Origin of the sequence: Pseudomonas sp. BIOMIG1BAC, assembly GCF_001705995.2 — a bacterium.
In the GTDB taxonomy this organism is placed as follows: domain Bacteria; phylum Pseudomonadota; class Gammaproteobacteria; order Pseudomonadales; family Pseudomonadaceae; genus Aquipseudomonas; species Aquipseudomonas sessilinigenes.
On sequence record NZ_CP049045.1, the window covers coordinates 4,072,947 to 4,088,147 of the forward strand.

Sequence of the window (15,201 nt, forward strand, 5' to 3'; positions counted from 1 at the left end):
TTGCGCAAGAGGGTCCGAGCATGTTCGAACAGCTGTCTCTTCTTTCCCTGGCCAGCGGCGGCTGGGGCTCGGCCTTGTTGGCCGGGGCCCTGGTGACCATCGCCCTGGCACTGGCCTGCGTGCCCATCGGCCTGCCCCTGGGGCTCGCCGTGGCCCTGGCCGCCCGCTCGAAAAACCGCTGGGCGCGAGCCTGGGCCACCAGTTTCTCCACGGTGTTTCGCGGCCTGCCGGAGCTGTTGACCCTGCTGATCATCTACTACGGCTGCCAGATCGCCGCGCAGAAGATCCTCGCCGCCCTGGGCTACCCCGGCGAGGTGGCGATCAATACCTTCGTCGCCGCGATGATCGCCTTCAGCCTGGTGTTCGCCGCCTTCTCCAGCGAGATCTGGCTGGCGGCGTTCAAGACCCTGCCCAAGGGCCAGTACGAAGCCGCCAGCGCCCTGGGCCTGTCGCGGCGCACCACCTTCAACCAGGTGCTGCTGCCGCAACTGACCCGCATCGCCCTGCCGGGCCTGTCCAACAACTGGCTGTCGCTGCTCAAGGACACCTCGCTGGTATCGACCATCTCCCTGGTGGACCTGATGCGCCAGACCAACCTGGCAGTCAGCGTGACCAAGGAGCCGATGCTGTTCTACACCGTGGCCTGCCTGGGCTACCTGTTGTTCTCGGCGTTGTCCGGGCAGTTGTTCGGCTTTCTCGAACGGCGCTTCAGCCGCCATCAACGGAGCCTGCAACCATGAACCTGGATCAATGGCTGAACCTGGTGCTCAACCAGGAACTGCTGGAGCGCTACGGCCCGCGCTTTATCGACGGCTTGCTGGTGACCGCCAAGCTGGTGGCGATCTCCTTCAGCCTCGGCGCCCTGCTGGGCCTGCTGATCGCCCTTGGGCGGCTGTCCGGCAACCCGCTGCTGCGGCGCTTTACCGGGGCCTATGTGTACTTCTTCCGCGGCTCGCCGCTGCTGGCCCAGTTGTTCATGCTGTATTACGGCCTGGGCTCGTTCAAAGGCTTCTGGCAGGACGTGGGGCTGTGGTGGTTCTTTCGCGAGGCGTGGCTGTGCACCCTGCTGGCCTTCACCCTGAACACCGCCGCCTACCAGGCGGAGATCCTGCGCGGCAGCCTGCTGGCGGTGGCCCAGGGGCAGCGTGAAGCCTGCCAGGCCCTGGGCCTGTCGCGCTGGACGGCGTTTCGCAAGGTGATTTTGCCGCAGTCGCTGCTGGTGGCCGTCGGGCCTTTGGGCAACGAGCTGATCCTGATGATCAAGGCCAGCGCCATCGCCTCCCTGGTGACCCTCTACGACTTGATGGGCGTGACCAAGCTGGCCTTCTCCCGCAGCTTCGATTTCCAGATCTACCTGTGGGCCGCGGTGCTGTACCTGGTGATCGTCGAGGTGGTGCGGCGCAGCCTGAAATACCTGGAAGGCCGTCTCGGCCGGCACTTGAACTGAACCCTTGGGAGCCCGCGCACGGCCCCCCGCAGTAAGGATAGAACCATGCATTGCCAGACCATCGTCTTGGGCGCCGGGATCGTCGGCGTCAGCACCGCCCTGCACTTGCAGGCCCGTGGCCGCGAAGTCGTGCTGCTGGACCGCCAGCCCCCGGGCAACGGCACCAGCCACGGCAACGCCGGGCTGATCGAACGCGCCAGCGTGATCCCCTACGCCTTCCCCCGGGAAGTGACCAAGCTTTTGCGCTACGGCCTCAACCAGCAATCGGACGTGCGCTACAGCCTGCGCCACCTGCCCAAGGCTGGCCCCTGGCTGCTGCAATACTGGCACCACTCCTCGCCCCAGGGCCTGGCCGCCGCCACCCGCGCCATGCTGCCGCTGATCGAACAATGCGTCAGCGATCACCTGGCCCTGGCGGAGCCGGCGGGCATGCTCGGGCTGATCCACGACGGCGGCTGGCTCGAAGCCTTCAATGACCAGCAAGCCTTCGACAGCGCCCAGGCCGCCGCCGCGGACCTGGCCCAGTACCAGCTCAACTACCGGGTGCTGGACCGCGAGCAGATCCACGCCCTGGAACCCGGCCTGCACGGCGACGTGGTGGGCGGCCTGCACTGGCTCGATCCCAAGACCGTCAGCGACCCCGGCGGCCTGACCCGCGGCTACGCCGAACTGTTCAAGCAACGTGGCGGCCAATTCGTCCTCGGCGATGCCCTGAGCCTGGCCCAGGTCGAAGGCGGCTGGCAGGTGCAGAGCGAACAGGGCCCGATCAGCGCCCAGGAAGTGGTGGTCGCCCTCGGCCCGCAAGCCGCAGGCCTCTTCGAGCCCCTGGGCTACCGCATCCCGCTGGCGATCAAGCGTGGCTACCACATGCACTACGCCGCCCTGCCCGGCAACGAACTGCGCCACCCTATCCTCGACCCGGTGGGCGGCTACGTGCTGGCGCCGATGGTGGACGGCATTCGCCTGACCACCGGCATCGAATTCGCCGACAGCGATGACCCGATCAACGAAATCCAACTGCGCCGCTGCGAAACCCTGGCCCGGCAGTTCTACCCCCTGGGCGAGCGCGTCGACGCCGAACCCTGGCTGGGCCGCCGCCCCTGCCTGCCGGACATGTGCCCGGTGATCGGCCCGGCGCCGCGCCATCCGGGGCTGTGGTTCAACTTCGGCCACGCCCACCACGGCCTGACCCTGGGCCCGGTCAGCGGTCGCCTGCTGGCGCAACTGATGACCGACCAGACACCCTTCACCGACCCTGCCCCCTATCGCGCCGAGCGCTTCAACTGACCGTCGGAGACCTGCCATGCTGACCCAGACCGCCCCGCTGTCCGCCGTGCCCGAACCCGCCGCTCGCGCCACCATCGACCGCCGCGAGGTGGTGATCGATATCGCCGGGCTGAACAAGTTCTACGGCGCCTTCCACGTGCTGCACGACATCGACCTCAAGGTCCGCCAGGGCGAACGCATCGTCCTCTGCGGGCCTTCCGGCTCCGGCAAATCCACCTTGATCCGCTGCATCAACCGCCTGGAAATCGCCGAGAAGGGCCAGATCCTGGTGGACCGCACCGACCTTGCGCAAAACACCCGCGAAGCGGCCAAGGTGCGCAGCCAGGTGGGCATGGTGTTCCAGCACTTCAACCTGTTCCCGCACATGAGCGTGTTGGACAACTGCACCCTGGCCCCCACCACCGTGCGCGGCCTATCGCGCAAAAAGGCCGAAGAACTGGCCCGCAGCTACCTGGCCAAGGTCGGCATCGAAAGCCAGGCCAGCAAATACCCCAGCCAACTGTCCGGGGGGCAGCAACAGCGCGTGGCCATCGCCCGGGCGCTGTGCATGGAACCGAAGATCATGCTGTTCGACGAGCCCACCTCAGCGCTGGACCCGGAGATGGTCAGCGAAGTGCTGGATGTGATGGTGAAACTGGCCGACAGCGGCATGACCATGCTGTGCGTGACCCACGAGATGGGGTTTGCCCGGCAGGTGGCGGAGCGGGTGTTGTTTCTGGATGGGGGGCGGATTGTGGAGGATGCGCCGCCGGAGGCGTTTTTTGCGGCGCCCAAGAGTGAGCGGGCGAAGGCGTTTCTTGCGCAGATTGTGCATTGAGATGGGTGGGCAGATTCGTTGCTGCGGGTGTGGCGGCGTCCTGCAACGAGTCAGGTTGGAGTTCCACAGTGAGCCAGGGGCTCCGCGAACTTACTGTGGCGAGGGAGCTTGCTCCCGCTCGGCCGCGCAGCGGTCGTAAAACCTGACACCCTGATCTTCTTGATGAAAAAGGGATGTGAGCATATCCGTTGCTGCGGTCACGGCCACTTAGGGTTTCGCTCTTACAGCGGGTCACTTTGGAAAAGCCGGAATGCCGGCCCAGCCCAAAGTAACCAAAGGGCTTCTGCCCCCTCACTCGGTGCCTCGCCTAGGCTCGGCATGCCAGAACGAAGGCATTGATCCGTGGGCCGCCGCCACCGGCCATCCATGGCCGGGGGCGGCTAACCCGGCGTCCTGCCGGGTTGCCCACGGCTCAATGCCTGCGTTCGGCCATCGTGTCTAAAGGGGCAGGCAGATCAAAAGCCAAAGCAAGAACAAGAGCAAGAGCAGACGGCGGCCTACCGGCCGGCCTGTTTTAGTTCCGCTCGCGTTACATGTAGCCGCTGCCGAAGGCTGCGAACGACCGCGAAGCGGGCGTAGCGATCTAAAACGTGAATATCTATCCGTCTCTCCAAGCCCCTCCCCCAGCCACGACATCTATCAACACAAGAAGAAAGTGCTCCACCGCAACATCTGAGGCAATCTCCAAGTTTCTTTATGAAGAACTCAGCAAAGGGATAAATCGACTAACCGAAAAAATTGCGTACTGCAATGAGCACGGCCAACAGCAAACAACCATTGGCAAGCATTCATGACGGATAACTATCGGCCAAGAGCAGTCGTTTGGTTCGGCGTTTAGATTTCATCCCAAAACCAAGGTGTTTCCGTTCCGCGCTAGCGCAACCTCTCATAAAAATGAGCGGTTTGTAGCTTTCTAACCCTTCAACCTCGCGTCAAACCTACAACTCCGTTCTTTTCCTCCTGGAACTCTTTGCGCATACACAGCAGGATAAGGAAAATGACCGCCTGTACACCGGTAAACGCGCTAAATGCAGCAACGAATGAACCGCTGGCTTCAATGATCGCTCCCATTAACGCCGGCGCGATTAAGGTTGAGGAAATACCAACCATCTCGGCATAGCCAATAGCATTACCACTGAGCTGGTCTCCATACTTCTCACTCAGTAAGGCGAAAATAGCGCCACCGCTGAACACCGCCACACCACTCATGACCGCAACGGTGATCAACCCACCATAAGGTAAACCCAGCTTGAGGGTCATCAGAAACGAAAGTGCCGAGAGCAGAGACAGCAAGGAGCCGATCTTGAGAATCAGCACGCGACGTCGGAACAGGTCGCTGCAATAGCCGCCTAGCAGCAACATGATGATTTGCGACACTCCCATCAGAGTGCCTATTGTGGCCGCTGATGCAGTTGCCATGCCTTGGGTCTCGATAAAGGCTGGAACCACCCAGGTAGCGGTTGCGGAGATAGCAAACATGTCTCCAAAGATCGCGAGCGACGCAATGTAGAACCAGCGTGACTTGAAAATAAGGCTAACTTTTGCGACTGCTTGATTGGCGGGAGGCTCGTCGTCCCAGGCAAAGTCGGGTAACCCCACACAGCGGCGCTCGCTCTTGACCAGTACCCAGCCCAAAAACGCGACAACCAAAGTGCCAATCGCCAGAACGATGAAAAAACCGCGCCAGCCAACGGCTTCGGCAAGAGGAATCCCGATCGCAAAATCTACTGTGATCGCCAGACTAAAAGCTGCCAGCAACGCGCTCAGTGCTCTCCCGCGCTGAGCTGGAGGGAACCATGTAACAACCAATTTTGCTGCTGCGATCCACACCGCGGCATCGAAAAAACCCACCATCAAACGTGCGGCTACCATCGCTTCATACGACGTGACTTGCGACTGCAATAACATGAACACGCCAACACCCAGCAGGCCACAACAGTACAGTGCACGTGTCGAAATTCGACTTCCCCATGCGGCCCAAAAAACCATACCCAATGCGTAGGTGATGGAGAACGAACCTTGTACGACACCGATTTGCAGTGGCGACAAATGCAACGTTTCTGTGACAAAGGGAATTACTGCTGCGAACCCATACCAATCACCCGCCAGAAATAACTGGGCAATGACCCCCATCAGAAGGCTAATGGTTTTCCATTGTTTTAGCGTGGTGCGCTGAGTGATGTTGAGCGACGACATTTTCATGCCAGATACTCCATTAACAAACACAGGAATTGATTGGGACAGGTTCATAGTTTGTGTACCCATCGCATCACAAAGCGGTTGCCTTCAGGACGGTTGCGAGCTTCGGATTCGAAGTAAAGGTTGGCAATCACTACGTCTTGGCGAGAGAACGCAAACATAGCGCCGGGGCCGATGGCGAAAACTTTTTCGCGTCGTCCAGATACTGAATCACCATCGATTTTTGTATCGGTGAACTGGTTGAGCCAGTACCCGTTCACACCTGCCGAAAATTTCGGGGTGAATGCGTAAAGGGTGTTGAAATTCAGATGTACCGCTTGCCCGGCCTGCACATCATCGACCCCATCGCCATAGGTCTCTGGTGAGGGAGCATCATTTTTAGCGTTCCACAGGTAGTGCAGACGCCACGAAATTGTGGTTTTGGAACTAGCCCAAAACGTCGCAGCCCAATATGGATTAAATGACCAGAAGTTTGCCCCTGGGTTGATCGCAGTATGTTTTTTGTAGTCGCCCACGGGGGCGATTACATCTGCCTCCAGGCGATGGACAAAGCGAGGGCCCTCGTCGCCCATGATTGGTTTGAACTGCAAGTAAAAGCCAATGTTGAGGTCAGCCAAACCTTCTGAACCGTCGAGCACGGTATTGTTCAAGCCATCGTCGACATGGTTCTTGGTAACCACGGGCAGAACCGCCGAAAACCCCCAATCGGAATCGTGGGGGCCACCACTTCCCTGATAAATCAGCTGCATCAGCACACTGTCTATATTGGTGGTCGACTTCGACAGGCCGATTTCATGCCCTTTGTTGTCGGTGATCTTTCTGCCGCGATAGTTCTGGTAGAACAACGATGCACTCCAGCCTTTGCCGCCGGGTACCTCAGCGCCATCATAGAACGTCGTCGAACCCAGGTTGACCACGGGAAGGTCAACGGCATGAGCGTTGATATGAATGGAGCATCCTACGATGAGGCCAACGATCAAGTGACCACGGTTTTTTACACATTTGTCTCCAAAGTTTTGAAGGTATTTCACCTTATTCGCTCCAGACTGATGTAATTGTGTTCGGGCTTTTTCAAATGAAAAACCCGATATTTTTGAGGACAGTAGGAAGTGGTGATGGAAGTCGGCTCGTTGTTCTGTTGACGCCTTGGGCCGACTAAACACGATGGTGCGCTGAGGCCGCGGGATGCTCTATCCGCGTTATGGGCAATAGCTATCCTGTTTTTATTTACGTGATTTTTGAGCGAGCCCCATGAAAGCCAGGACACCGTTTCCCCCTTACGAGAAGGGATAGGCAAACGACTGTGTTTATGACTACCAGCAAAGACAAAATCATCGAAGTGCTCGGCCAGGAGCGGCGTCGCCGTTGGAGCGTCGAGGAGAAACTAGCCATGGTGCGCGAGAGCCTGGAGCCTGGACAAAGTGTCTCGGTGTGGCGCGCTCGCAATTGACGGCTCGGCTCAAACAGCCCACTGCGAGGGCCCAGCCGCGTCGCAATGGACACGAGCAACACCCGCAGGTGCTCGGATGGATTCGAGTTCCGCTGCAAGGACGGCGAAAAACTACGGGTAACCTTCGCCCTGGGGTGCTGCGAGCGAGGCCATTAGTTGGGTGAGCCCACATGGCTGCGGTGGCGACGGTGTTCGCGAAGTGATGCTGGAAAGCCATCGAGCAACGCTTTAGTGACCAGCTTCCGACATCGCCGGTGCAATGACTGAGCAATAACGGCTCGGCCTATACCGCCGAACAGACTCGAAGCTTTGCCCGGCAGATCCGCCTGCTGCCCTGACAACTCCGGTGTGCAGCCCGCAGAGCAACAGCAGGGTGGAGAGCTTCGTGAAGACTATGAAGCGTGGCTACATCCGTCACATACCCAAGCCCGATCGAGCGACGGCCCTGCGTAACCTGGCCATCCTCTTCGAGCATTACAACGAGGAACATCCGCACAGCGCACCGAACTACCGCTCACCTCGGGAGTTCACATGCCGGCCATGACCACTGCTATTGCTCTGATCTTCGGCCCGTCAGAAAAGATACCCCAACAGGTCTATTTCACCCGTAGGGAACGTGGTATCGGAAATCGCTTTGACCATGAACGTCCCAGAAAAGTCTCGGCGCTGCATACTGTGGCTCGCGCGTTCTTCGATCGCCAGCCAAGTCAGCACGGCTGGTTCGATCGGCCGATAGCCATTACGCAAATACAGATCAGCTCGGTCGGCGAACAGGATCATAAAGTTTGACTGTCCACCACGCGCTAACGTCTCAGCGAACTGGAGCAGAGCACTGCCTCGGCCGACGTGCCAATAGCTCGGGTCGACGCAAAGATCAACGATACCTGTAACTCTCGTGACTGCATCGTCAATGCGGATGACACGGTGGTCGAGTCCGGCATATCCAATGAGAGTGCTACCCCTCCACATCAGCACGCGAGCATGAGGAATTTGTTTGAAGTAGCTGCGACCTTCGAACGTATTCGGAAAGCATCGATCAAGCAGCACCACGAGCTGTCTTTCCAACGGGCCTCTTAGGCTCATTTCGACGACAAGTTCGATCTTCTCGTCAGGCATAGTCATCCGCTTAAGCCCCCAGTTCCTGGATCACCGCCAGCGCGGCCTCGGTTGTTCCGAGGTCCCCACCCCCGGCTTCAACGACGGAACAACTGTCGATCCGCGTCTCGTTCATAATTTGCCTTATCGTGCGAATCAGTTGCTCAGGAGTCCATCCCGCATCGATCGGACTTGAAACGGCCGGCGCATACTGAGGGTCGAGAATGTCGAGATCGACGGAGAGATGGGTATGGGCTGAATCGCTCCATTGCGCTGGTCGCCAAGCCTCTCCACTCTGCGAGAGGCTGATCGGCAAACCATCATACTGGGCGGCTCGCACAGGGGCTGCGCCGTCACGGCATCCGATGAGGACTGCGTGGTCAATATGACGGTGCTGAAGTAAGTCCGCGAGAAAATTGGCGTGGTTGATTCGAAGCGGAGGCTGATCCGATCGATATCCATAAAGATCGTGGTGTGCGTCGATGTGGATGTACTGCACTGTCTTATCCGGCAACGCGGATTTGACGATGCTCAACATCGACCAAGTCGCGCGGTGGTCACCACCGACGATACCGAGCCGAATATTTAGCAAATCGGCAAGACCAACCAAGTCTTTAAGCTCCTCCGCGCTACGCGGCGAAGGGGCTTGCTCTGGCAATACACCTAGCACCGAAATCGTTTGAGGGCAGGCTGAAGCCAATATGTCAGCCAGCCCAGACGCTGTCGAGTGGCCTAGGCGGGCCAGATTGGTGTAGGGCAGCCCGATCCAGAACGCGCGTGGAGGTGGCCCGTCCAGCCATGTGGAAAACGGCTGTTCCACAGTTTTGTTAGGAAACTGCTCTTTGTAGTAGATCCGAGCTCGCCTCGGAATCTGGAAGCGCGTTCGCCCTACATCCACGATTCCTTCGAGGAAAAGACGCTCTACTTGCCATGCCGCAAACCCGTATGCCGAAAGCTCAGCGCATGACAGCCATTGGTGCGACAACGAAGTGAGTATTTTGAGTTCTGGAGGTAACGTCAGAACCTGACCGGTCTCGTCTCGAAGAGTCCCGCACGCTGTTACTTCGAGGCGTTGGTTTAACCGAACATCCAACATCGCGAAGCTCCTCTAAAGAAGCCAGCCGGAAAAGGCAAGGCGTACCGGGTAGTTTTCCTCGAATGGAACTGGATCAATCCAATGCGTCGTCGCGGTAGACGGCACGAAGATCACGCTCCTGTTCGGTACCGGTCGGATACGGATCGGAGCCTTGCTTTCACCGAACAGCAGAGGAACCTCACTTGTTCCCTTGCTGCTAAAATAGAGCAATATAGTCAAACGGTAAGCGTCCTGCCCCCCAAAGTCGGTATGTCGTTCAAGCCGGCAGCCCGGCGTAAACGCTGTAAGTGAGAAGTTCGTCCTGTCGAACGGACCTACCAAATGGCCGATCACCTCACGCCACGCGGCACAGGTGACCTCTTCGATTCTATGGAGCAAACCACTTTCATCGCGATCTTTGTGAAGTTGATGGTAGAGGTAGGTGAACGAATCGCCGCTGCCATCCATCACACAGTCGATGAGCGCCGCGACTTTCCGCAGACGGGTACCCAATTGCAATGGAAGCAGGTGTGACGGCCCAAGTCCTTTCACGCGAGTACCCCAACCGATACCACTTCGCCAGGATTCAACCACACGCTTGTCAAGTTCGTCGAAGACCGACTTGGGCAAGAGTGCGTCCTGCACCGCGAAGCCGTCGCGCTGCAGCGCGTCACATATCTCATTAATCGACCGCATGTGGCCCGATCTCGCAAAGGTTAAGAGTCGCGACGGCAGCGAGGTGACGGGAAAGCGCAGACTTAGTTTCGCCGACACGCATCCGAACGCTGGACAATGTCCGCCGGAGGACGAGGTTCTTTGAAATACAAAGCGACGGTTCGTGGTAAGTGACGCAATGCCACCAATCTTCGGGGATCCAAACGATCTGTCCCGACCTCTGCTCGAAGCTCATGCATGGCGCGTCAGTGGAGGGGGATTTGTGTTTTGCCCAGAAGGTCCACTGCTTGCTTCCCGAAAGGAGGACGTTCCAACTGGCCGTCCCGAACATGTCCTGATGCACTTTCACACTGCTACCTGACGGACCAACTATCGCCCAGAGGTAATGGGGTGTTTCGTCGCGCCGAAACTCGTCAAGCACACAACAAGTATCGGATCCCAAAGCCGAGATCCCCCTTTCTGCTTCGAGCAAGACAGGGGCCAGGAAGTCGTCACTGCAACGCCTCTTGAGCGGCCAGTGGACAACCTGGCCGGAAGAGGCCGCGGCTTTAGCTGCTTCAGGGTGGTTCCACCACCGCTCAAAGACGGACATGAGGCGCACCTTCTCAATCCGCTCAGCCTTCGGTCCAGTGATCCACACGCTCTCTTCTCCGTATCGCTCTGAGAATGTAGCCGCTAGCACTCTTGCATTGGCCCCCAAATCGACCAAAGTTGGCTCCAAGCTGGACACTGTCTGAAGTATCACTACGGCATTCATCTAGTCGTCGCTACGGCGCCTTGCAGCGCCGGTTGCGACAAGCCAAACACGGAGCGCCATAACCCCGACGTCGAACCCAAGATCCTGTCCGATCTCAAACTCGTTCACCGCAAGTAAATGATTTAAGTCTCGAATTTGCTTCTCGGAATTCAGGAATGCTCGGTGACCGTTCGAATAAACGTATGTCCCCTCGTCGGCTTTAACAACCTCGATGGGCGTATCGGACCGGATGTAGTTGCCGGTGGTCGTTTCGATAGTGGGAAGCTTTAGCTCAGGTATTTCGTCGAAACTGTTGTTGCTGAACCGACGGGCGACCGCATGCTGATGAGCCAGGGTCAGATCAACCCGATCGTAGCGAGCGATGAGCTCGTATTCACCCACTTCAGCATTCGCTAGGAAGTCTCGATAGTAGTTTGCCGTGGGGATCTGCAATGGCACCAGTTGACGCAACTCATGAAGTGCCTCTCGAAGGAGAAGGCTCTCGCTCTGCCTAGAGAAGGCGAGCGCGACTACAATGCTGACACCCTCCTGGCTAGACCCCACGTGATGGTAGTCAGCCGGTAAGAAGAAGGCGCTGCCGACCGGCATCACATAAGTCGTCGGCTCCGCGTGATCCACAGTACGACGCAGTCGGGCGGCATCTCCTCCGTAAGCGGTGAGAAATTCATGCCGGGGCCACAGGCTCATGGTTTTGTGATGCGGTCCCAGGTTGAAGTGGAAAATGCGGTCGGTCGGGTCGTCGATGTGAACCCCGAAAGAGGTTTCGACATAATGACCAATGATCAGGTGGTGCTCAATGGAGATCCCCGTTCGTCCGAAGCGGCGATCAAACGCTCCAACGAACGCTTTTGAGGCGGAAAGCATCTTTGGCACGTACAGCGCGGCGCGATTGATGAAAATGAGAAAGTCATGACCGCCAAAAATCTCAGACCAATTGATTTCACGAATCGACTCACTCAGGACGATTCGACGCACGATGTCGCGAGATGCGAATGGGCATACCAAAGCGCCGTCGACATAAATGCGGCAATTGCGGGTGATGCGCGACTGGGGACTGCTGCCTATCACGCGCAGGCACTCGATAACCATTTCATCCGTATACGGGTGGGGCGCGTTCAGGGTGACGTGCGGTGTTGCGAAGTGCTCTGTCGGACCATCGAATTGCCTATCAAAAAAGGTACTCATTCGACAACGGCTCCCCTCGCACTTAGAAGAAACTCGATAGCACGCAATCCCGTTGTCAAATCTCCTCCGTCGGCGACATAAACTTCCAAGAAATCCCGGACCGTCACGTGCCCATCATCGATAAGCCCGAGCACAGCCCGTGATATGCGATCAGCAATGAAATGACGGCCACGAGCGTAGACCACAGCTAAGGAGCCGACCTGCTCGACGATCACGGGCCATCGCTGGTCAATTCTGATCACAGACTGAGGCTGTAGACTCTGCATCCCGACCGACTTCGTCGGAGGAGCATAGCGCAAGTTGCCGTTTGAACTCGATCGCAGGCGCCCCATCTCGGCGAGGCGCGCGATCGTCATCTGCCAGATGGCGGACCCAGGCGCTCGTTCGTGTAGCTCACGACGCAGCAAAGTCAGTTCGCGCTCCGCCAAATGAAGCTCGCTTACATGTTCGAGGACGAATGTGGCCGCTGTCGATACATCGTTGTTGTAGGCGATGTGGAACTCGTCAGAAGGCAGTACGAACGCGTGACCGGGCGGTAAGGAATAATTGTCCGGTGCGATGTGGATCTTGGCAGTATCGATGATATTTCGGACGGGACCAAACTGCGCCTCGATGCCCTCTCGAGACCAAATATTGAGCTTCTTTAAGCCGGGACCCAAGTTAAAGATAATCGTCCGGTGCGTGCTGTCGTCGATATGAGCACCGAAGGGCGTTGCTCCATATGATCCGATGAAAAGAGTTACGTCGATCGTTATTGTGCCGGAAACAGTTGCGCGCAACGCTTCTGCATGCGGTGCAAGGCGCTCATGAACCTCATGGGACCACTGTAAGCCTCCATTGACGATCAGGCCCGCATTCTTTCCGTAATGCCCCCGTTCCGGGTCGAACGCTCGTAAGAGAGTGGCCTCAATGTGACTGGCGCTCAGATCCTCCGTCTCTAGAAATCGCCTTGCGAGGTCATAGTCTTCGCGACCTTCTACGTAAGCTCGAAAAAAGTTCAGTTTTGTGGAGCCGGGAGCGTCCCTCGCTCCCTGAAGAATCGAGGCTATTTCAGTGAAGTTTACGGGACTGGAGAAAGTCGGCGAGAACAGATGAGGCCCTCGCAGCCCGTTGGTCTGTTCGTAAAGATCAGCCCACATGAATGGCAAAGCGGCTATTGGCTGCTACGCGGGCCGATATCACGACGGGGCCCATCGAGCTCGTCCGGTTCGGCTCGTGGCCCAATATCGCGGCGAGGCCCTTCCAGATCGTCCTGATCAGTCCGTGGGCCAATATCACGGCGAGGCCCTTCCAAGTCGTCCTGATCAGTCCTTGGACCAATATCACGGCGAGGCCCTTCCAAGTCGTCCTGATCAGTCCTTGGACCAATATCACGGCGAGGTCCTGCCAGATCCTTATCGCGCTTCGGCCCTCCAACAATGGATGCTAGTGCTCGATCAAACGCTTCCTGGCTTACGCTCCCGTCCTCGCCTTTTGAATCTCCTGACATGATCAAATCCTTTTTGTTTAGTTACCTGGCGTTGATAGGTCTAGCACATAACGCCTTAAGCACAAGTCAACAGCTCCATCGGGGTTGGGGCGTCGATAACAAGCGTTCTTGTCGAGAGTGTAGTGGTCAACTAATCCCAGACACGACGTTAAGTTTTTTCTCGGTTTGAGCTGGCGCCAGCCCACCGTTGAACTGGTGCGGTCGAATCCAGTTATAGCGATGCATCAGGTAATGACTGATATCTCGGTGCGCTTCTTGAGCCGTCATGTAGCCCACGCTCGGTATCCATTCAGTTTTCAAACTGCGAAACACGCGTTCCATCGGCGCATTGTCCCAGCAGTTTCCACGACGGCTCATGCTCTGGCGCATGCGATAACGCCAGAGCCGTTGGCGAAACTGGCGACTGCCATATTGCGATCCCTGATCCGAGTGGAACAGCCCCCTTGAGGCCTGCCACGCTGTTCATAAGCCATGTCCAACGCCTTGATCACCAACTCGGCATCGGGTTTGTTTGACAGCACCCAACCCACAATTCGGCGTGCGTAGAGATCCAGAACGACCGCCAAGTAATGCCATCCTCCCTGCGCCCAGATGTAGGTGATATCGCCACACCAGATCTGATTAGGTGCCGGCACATCAAATTCCCGATTCAAGATGTTCGGAGTATCAGGCCGCTCGACCGTCGCTTGTTTGTAGGCATGTGATCCCGGTTGTTTACTGACTAACGCCAGTTCCCGCATCAGGCCACGCGCCTTGAACCGTCCGATTTGCTCGCCGTCTCCCTGCATCATCAACACGATGCTGCGGCTACCGGCGGCGCTTCGACTTTGCGTAAACAGTTCATTGACTCGACTGCGTAACCGAAGCCGCTCAACGCCCGGGGTTCAGCGTCTGAGACGCTGGGCGTAGTAACACGAACGAGTGATGTCAAAGATCGCGCAAAGCCAGTCGACCGGCTCATGGGCGCTTAGCTGATCAATCAGCGTGTGCGCTCGTGCTCTTCCGACATCAAGAGCGCGGTAGCCTTTTTTAAAATGGATTTCTCCCGCTCAAGGCGAGCGATTCGAGCTTCCAGTTCCTGGATTTTCTACTGCTCAGGCGTCAGCGCCTTGCTCTGCGGAGTCACGCCAGTGCGCTCTTGCTGGAGTTGGTTAACCCAGCGGCGCAACGCAGACTCGACCACCCCGAGCGACCGGCAGGCTTCGATATGGCTATAGCCCTGATCGGGCACGAGGCCTGCGGCCTCGCGTTTGAATTCAGCGGAAAAGGAACGGCGTTGCTTGGTCATCAGACACCTCTATCTGGCGAGCATTCTCGCCTAAATGGATGTCCGGTTTCATTAGACCACTACACAGGAGGCCGAACGCAGGCGTTGCGTAGGGGACAGCTCGGCATGGATGCCGAGCTAGCCGCCGTCAGGCCATGGATGGCCTGTGGCGGCGGGCCCCCGGAGCAATGCCGGAGAGAGGGAATGCCGAGCACTAGCGAGGCGCCGGATGCGGGGGCAGAAGCCCTTTGGTTACTTTGGGCTGGGCCGGCATTCCGGCTTTTCCAAAGTGACCCGCTGTAAGAGCGGAACCGATAGTGGCCGTGACCGCAGCAACGGATATGTACGCAGAACCGTATGGGCCAGCTGAGGTTTGGCGAGAACTGCGTCCTCGTACGCAGCCTCGCTGCGCTCGCCAGCGGCTACAGGTTTCGAGTGCATCTTGGAACACTAGACAA

At 58.0% G+C, this 15,201-nt stretch carries 13 protein-coding genes and 2 pseudogenes; 6 read left to right on the top strand and 9 right to left on the bottom strand.

The window, feature by feature from the left end; all coding sequences use genetic code 11:
• Positions 1–20 precede the first annotated feature (20 nt).
• The 4 genes from ATY02_RS18860 to ATY02_RS18875 are packed head-to-tail and all read left to right on the top strand — an operon-like array spanning position 21 to position 3,551.
• Entirely contained in the window at positions 21–740 is a 720-nt protein-coding gene (locus ATY02_RS18860) for an ABC transporter permease (RefSeq protein WP_068584345.1), read from the top strand.
• The gene (locus ATY02_RS18865; RefSeq protein ID WP_068584342.1) at positions 737–1,447 is read left to right on the top strand and encodes an ABC transporter permease; all 711 of its coding nucleotides are present in this window, start codon (positions 737–739) and stop codon (positions 1,445–1,447) included. Before ATY02_RS18860 ends, ATY02_RS18865 begins: the two co-directional genes overlap by 4 nt.
• Before the next feature lie 45 nt (positions 1,448–1,492).
• On the top strand, positions 1,493–2,734 hold the full coding sequence (locus ATY02_RS18870) for an NAD(P)/FAD-dependent oxidoreductase (protein WP_068584339.1): 1,242 nt from the start codon (positions 1,493–1,495) through the stop codon (positions 2,732–2,734).
• A 16-nt stretch (positions 2,735–2,750) separates the two neighbouring features.
• The gene (locus tag ATY02_RS18875; RefSeq protein WP_068584336.1) at positions 2,751–3,551 is read left to right on the top strand and encodes an amino acid ABC transporter ATP-binding protein; all 801 of its coding nucleotides are present in this window, start codon (positions 2,751–2,753) and stop codon (positions 3,549–3,551) included.
• Positions 3,552–4,472: 921 nt separating this feature from the next.
• Here the strand turns inward: ATY02_RS18875 and ATY02_RS18880 are convergent.
• The gene (locus ATY02_RS18880; RefSeq protein ID WP_228022201.1) at positions 4,473–5,753 is read right to left on the bottom strand and encodes an MFS transporter; all 1,281 of its coding nucleotides are present in this window, start codon (positions 5,751–5,753) and stop codon (positions 4,473–4,475) included.
• Positions 5,754–5,797: 44 nt separating this feature from the next.
• The gene (locus ATY02_RS18885) at positions 5,798–6,730 is read right to left on the bottom strand and encodes a SphA family protein (RefSeq protein ID WP_068588782.1); all 933 of its coding nucleotides are present in this window, start codon (positions 6,728–6,730) and stop codon (positions 5,798–5,800) included.
• 329 nt (positions 6,731–7,059) lie between these two features.
• On the opposite strand from ATY02_RS18885, the gene ATY02_RS18890 reads away from it, so the two are divergent.
• Together ATY02_RS18890 and ATY02_RS36125 are read left to right on the top strand one after the other, a co-directional pair.
• The gene (locus tag ATY02_RS18890) at positions 7,060–7,200 is read left to right on the top strand and encodes a transposase (protein WP_068588761.1); all 141 of its coding nucleotides are present in this window, start codon (positions 7,060–7,062) and stop codon (positions 7,198–7,200) included.
• A gap of 24 nt (positions 7,201–7,224) precedes the next feature.
• Positions 7,225–7,744 (top strand): annotated as a pseudogene (locus ATY02_RS36125) (integrase core domain-containing protein); the annotation flags it as partial.
• Between the two features lie 29 nt (positions 7,745–7,773).
• Here ATY02_RS36125 and ATY02_RS18900 read toward each other — a convergent pair.
• From ATY02_RS18900 to ATY02_RS18930, 7 genes and pseudogenes are all read right to left on the bottom strand, one after another.
• A complete protein-coding gene (locus ATY02_RS18900; protein WP_068588785.1) occupies positions 7,774–8,316 on the bottom strand; it encodes a GNAT family N-acetyltransferase in 543 nt (180 codons plus the stop codon).
• Between the two features lie 10 nt (positions 8,317–8,326).
• Entirely contained in the window at positions 8,327–9,391 is a 1,065-nt protein-coding gene (locus ATY02_RS18905) for an arginase family protein (RefSeq protein ID WP_068588764.1), read from the bottom strand.
• 12 nt (positions 9,392–9,403) lie between these two features.
• Positions 9,404–10,066, bottom strand: a complete 663-nt coding sequence (locus ATY02_RS18910) for a 2OG-Fe(II) oxygenase (protein ID WP_068588767.1) — start codon at positions 10,064–10,066, stop codon at positions 9,404–9,406.
• Positions 10,053–10,637: a hypothetical protein gene (locus tag ATY02_RS18915; RefSeq protein WP_143121903.1), complete on the bottom strand. Its 585-nt coding sequence runs from the start codon at positions 10,635–10,637 to the stop codon at positions 10,053–10,055. Before ATY02_RS18915 ends, ATY02_RS18910 begins: the two co-directional genes overlap by 14 nt.
• Positions 10,638–10,802: 165 nt before the next feature.
• Positions 10,803–11,987 (bottom strand): hypothetical protein, encoded by a 1,185-nt coding sequence (locus tag ATY02_RS18920; protein ID WP_068588771.1) that lies wholly within the window; start codon positions 11,985–11,987, stop codon positions 10,803–10,805.
• Positions 11,984–13,126 carry a hypothetical protein gene (locus ATY02_RS18925; RefSeq protein ID WP_068588775.1) on the bottom strand — a complete coding sequence of 381 codons (1,143 nt, stop codon included), beginning with the start codon at positions 13,124–13,126 and terminating at the stop codon, positions 11,984–11,986. The genes ATY02_RS18920 and ATY02_RS18925 overlap by 4 nt, the downstream gene beginning before the upstream one ends.
• 476 nt (positions 13,127–13,602) lie before the next feature.
• Positions 13,603–14,764, bottom strand: a pseudogene (locus tag ATY02_RS18930) (IS3 family transposase).
• Positions 14,765–15,201 lie beyond the last annotated feature (437 nt).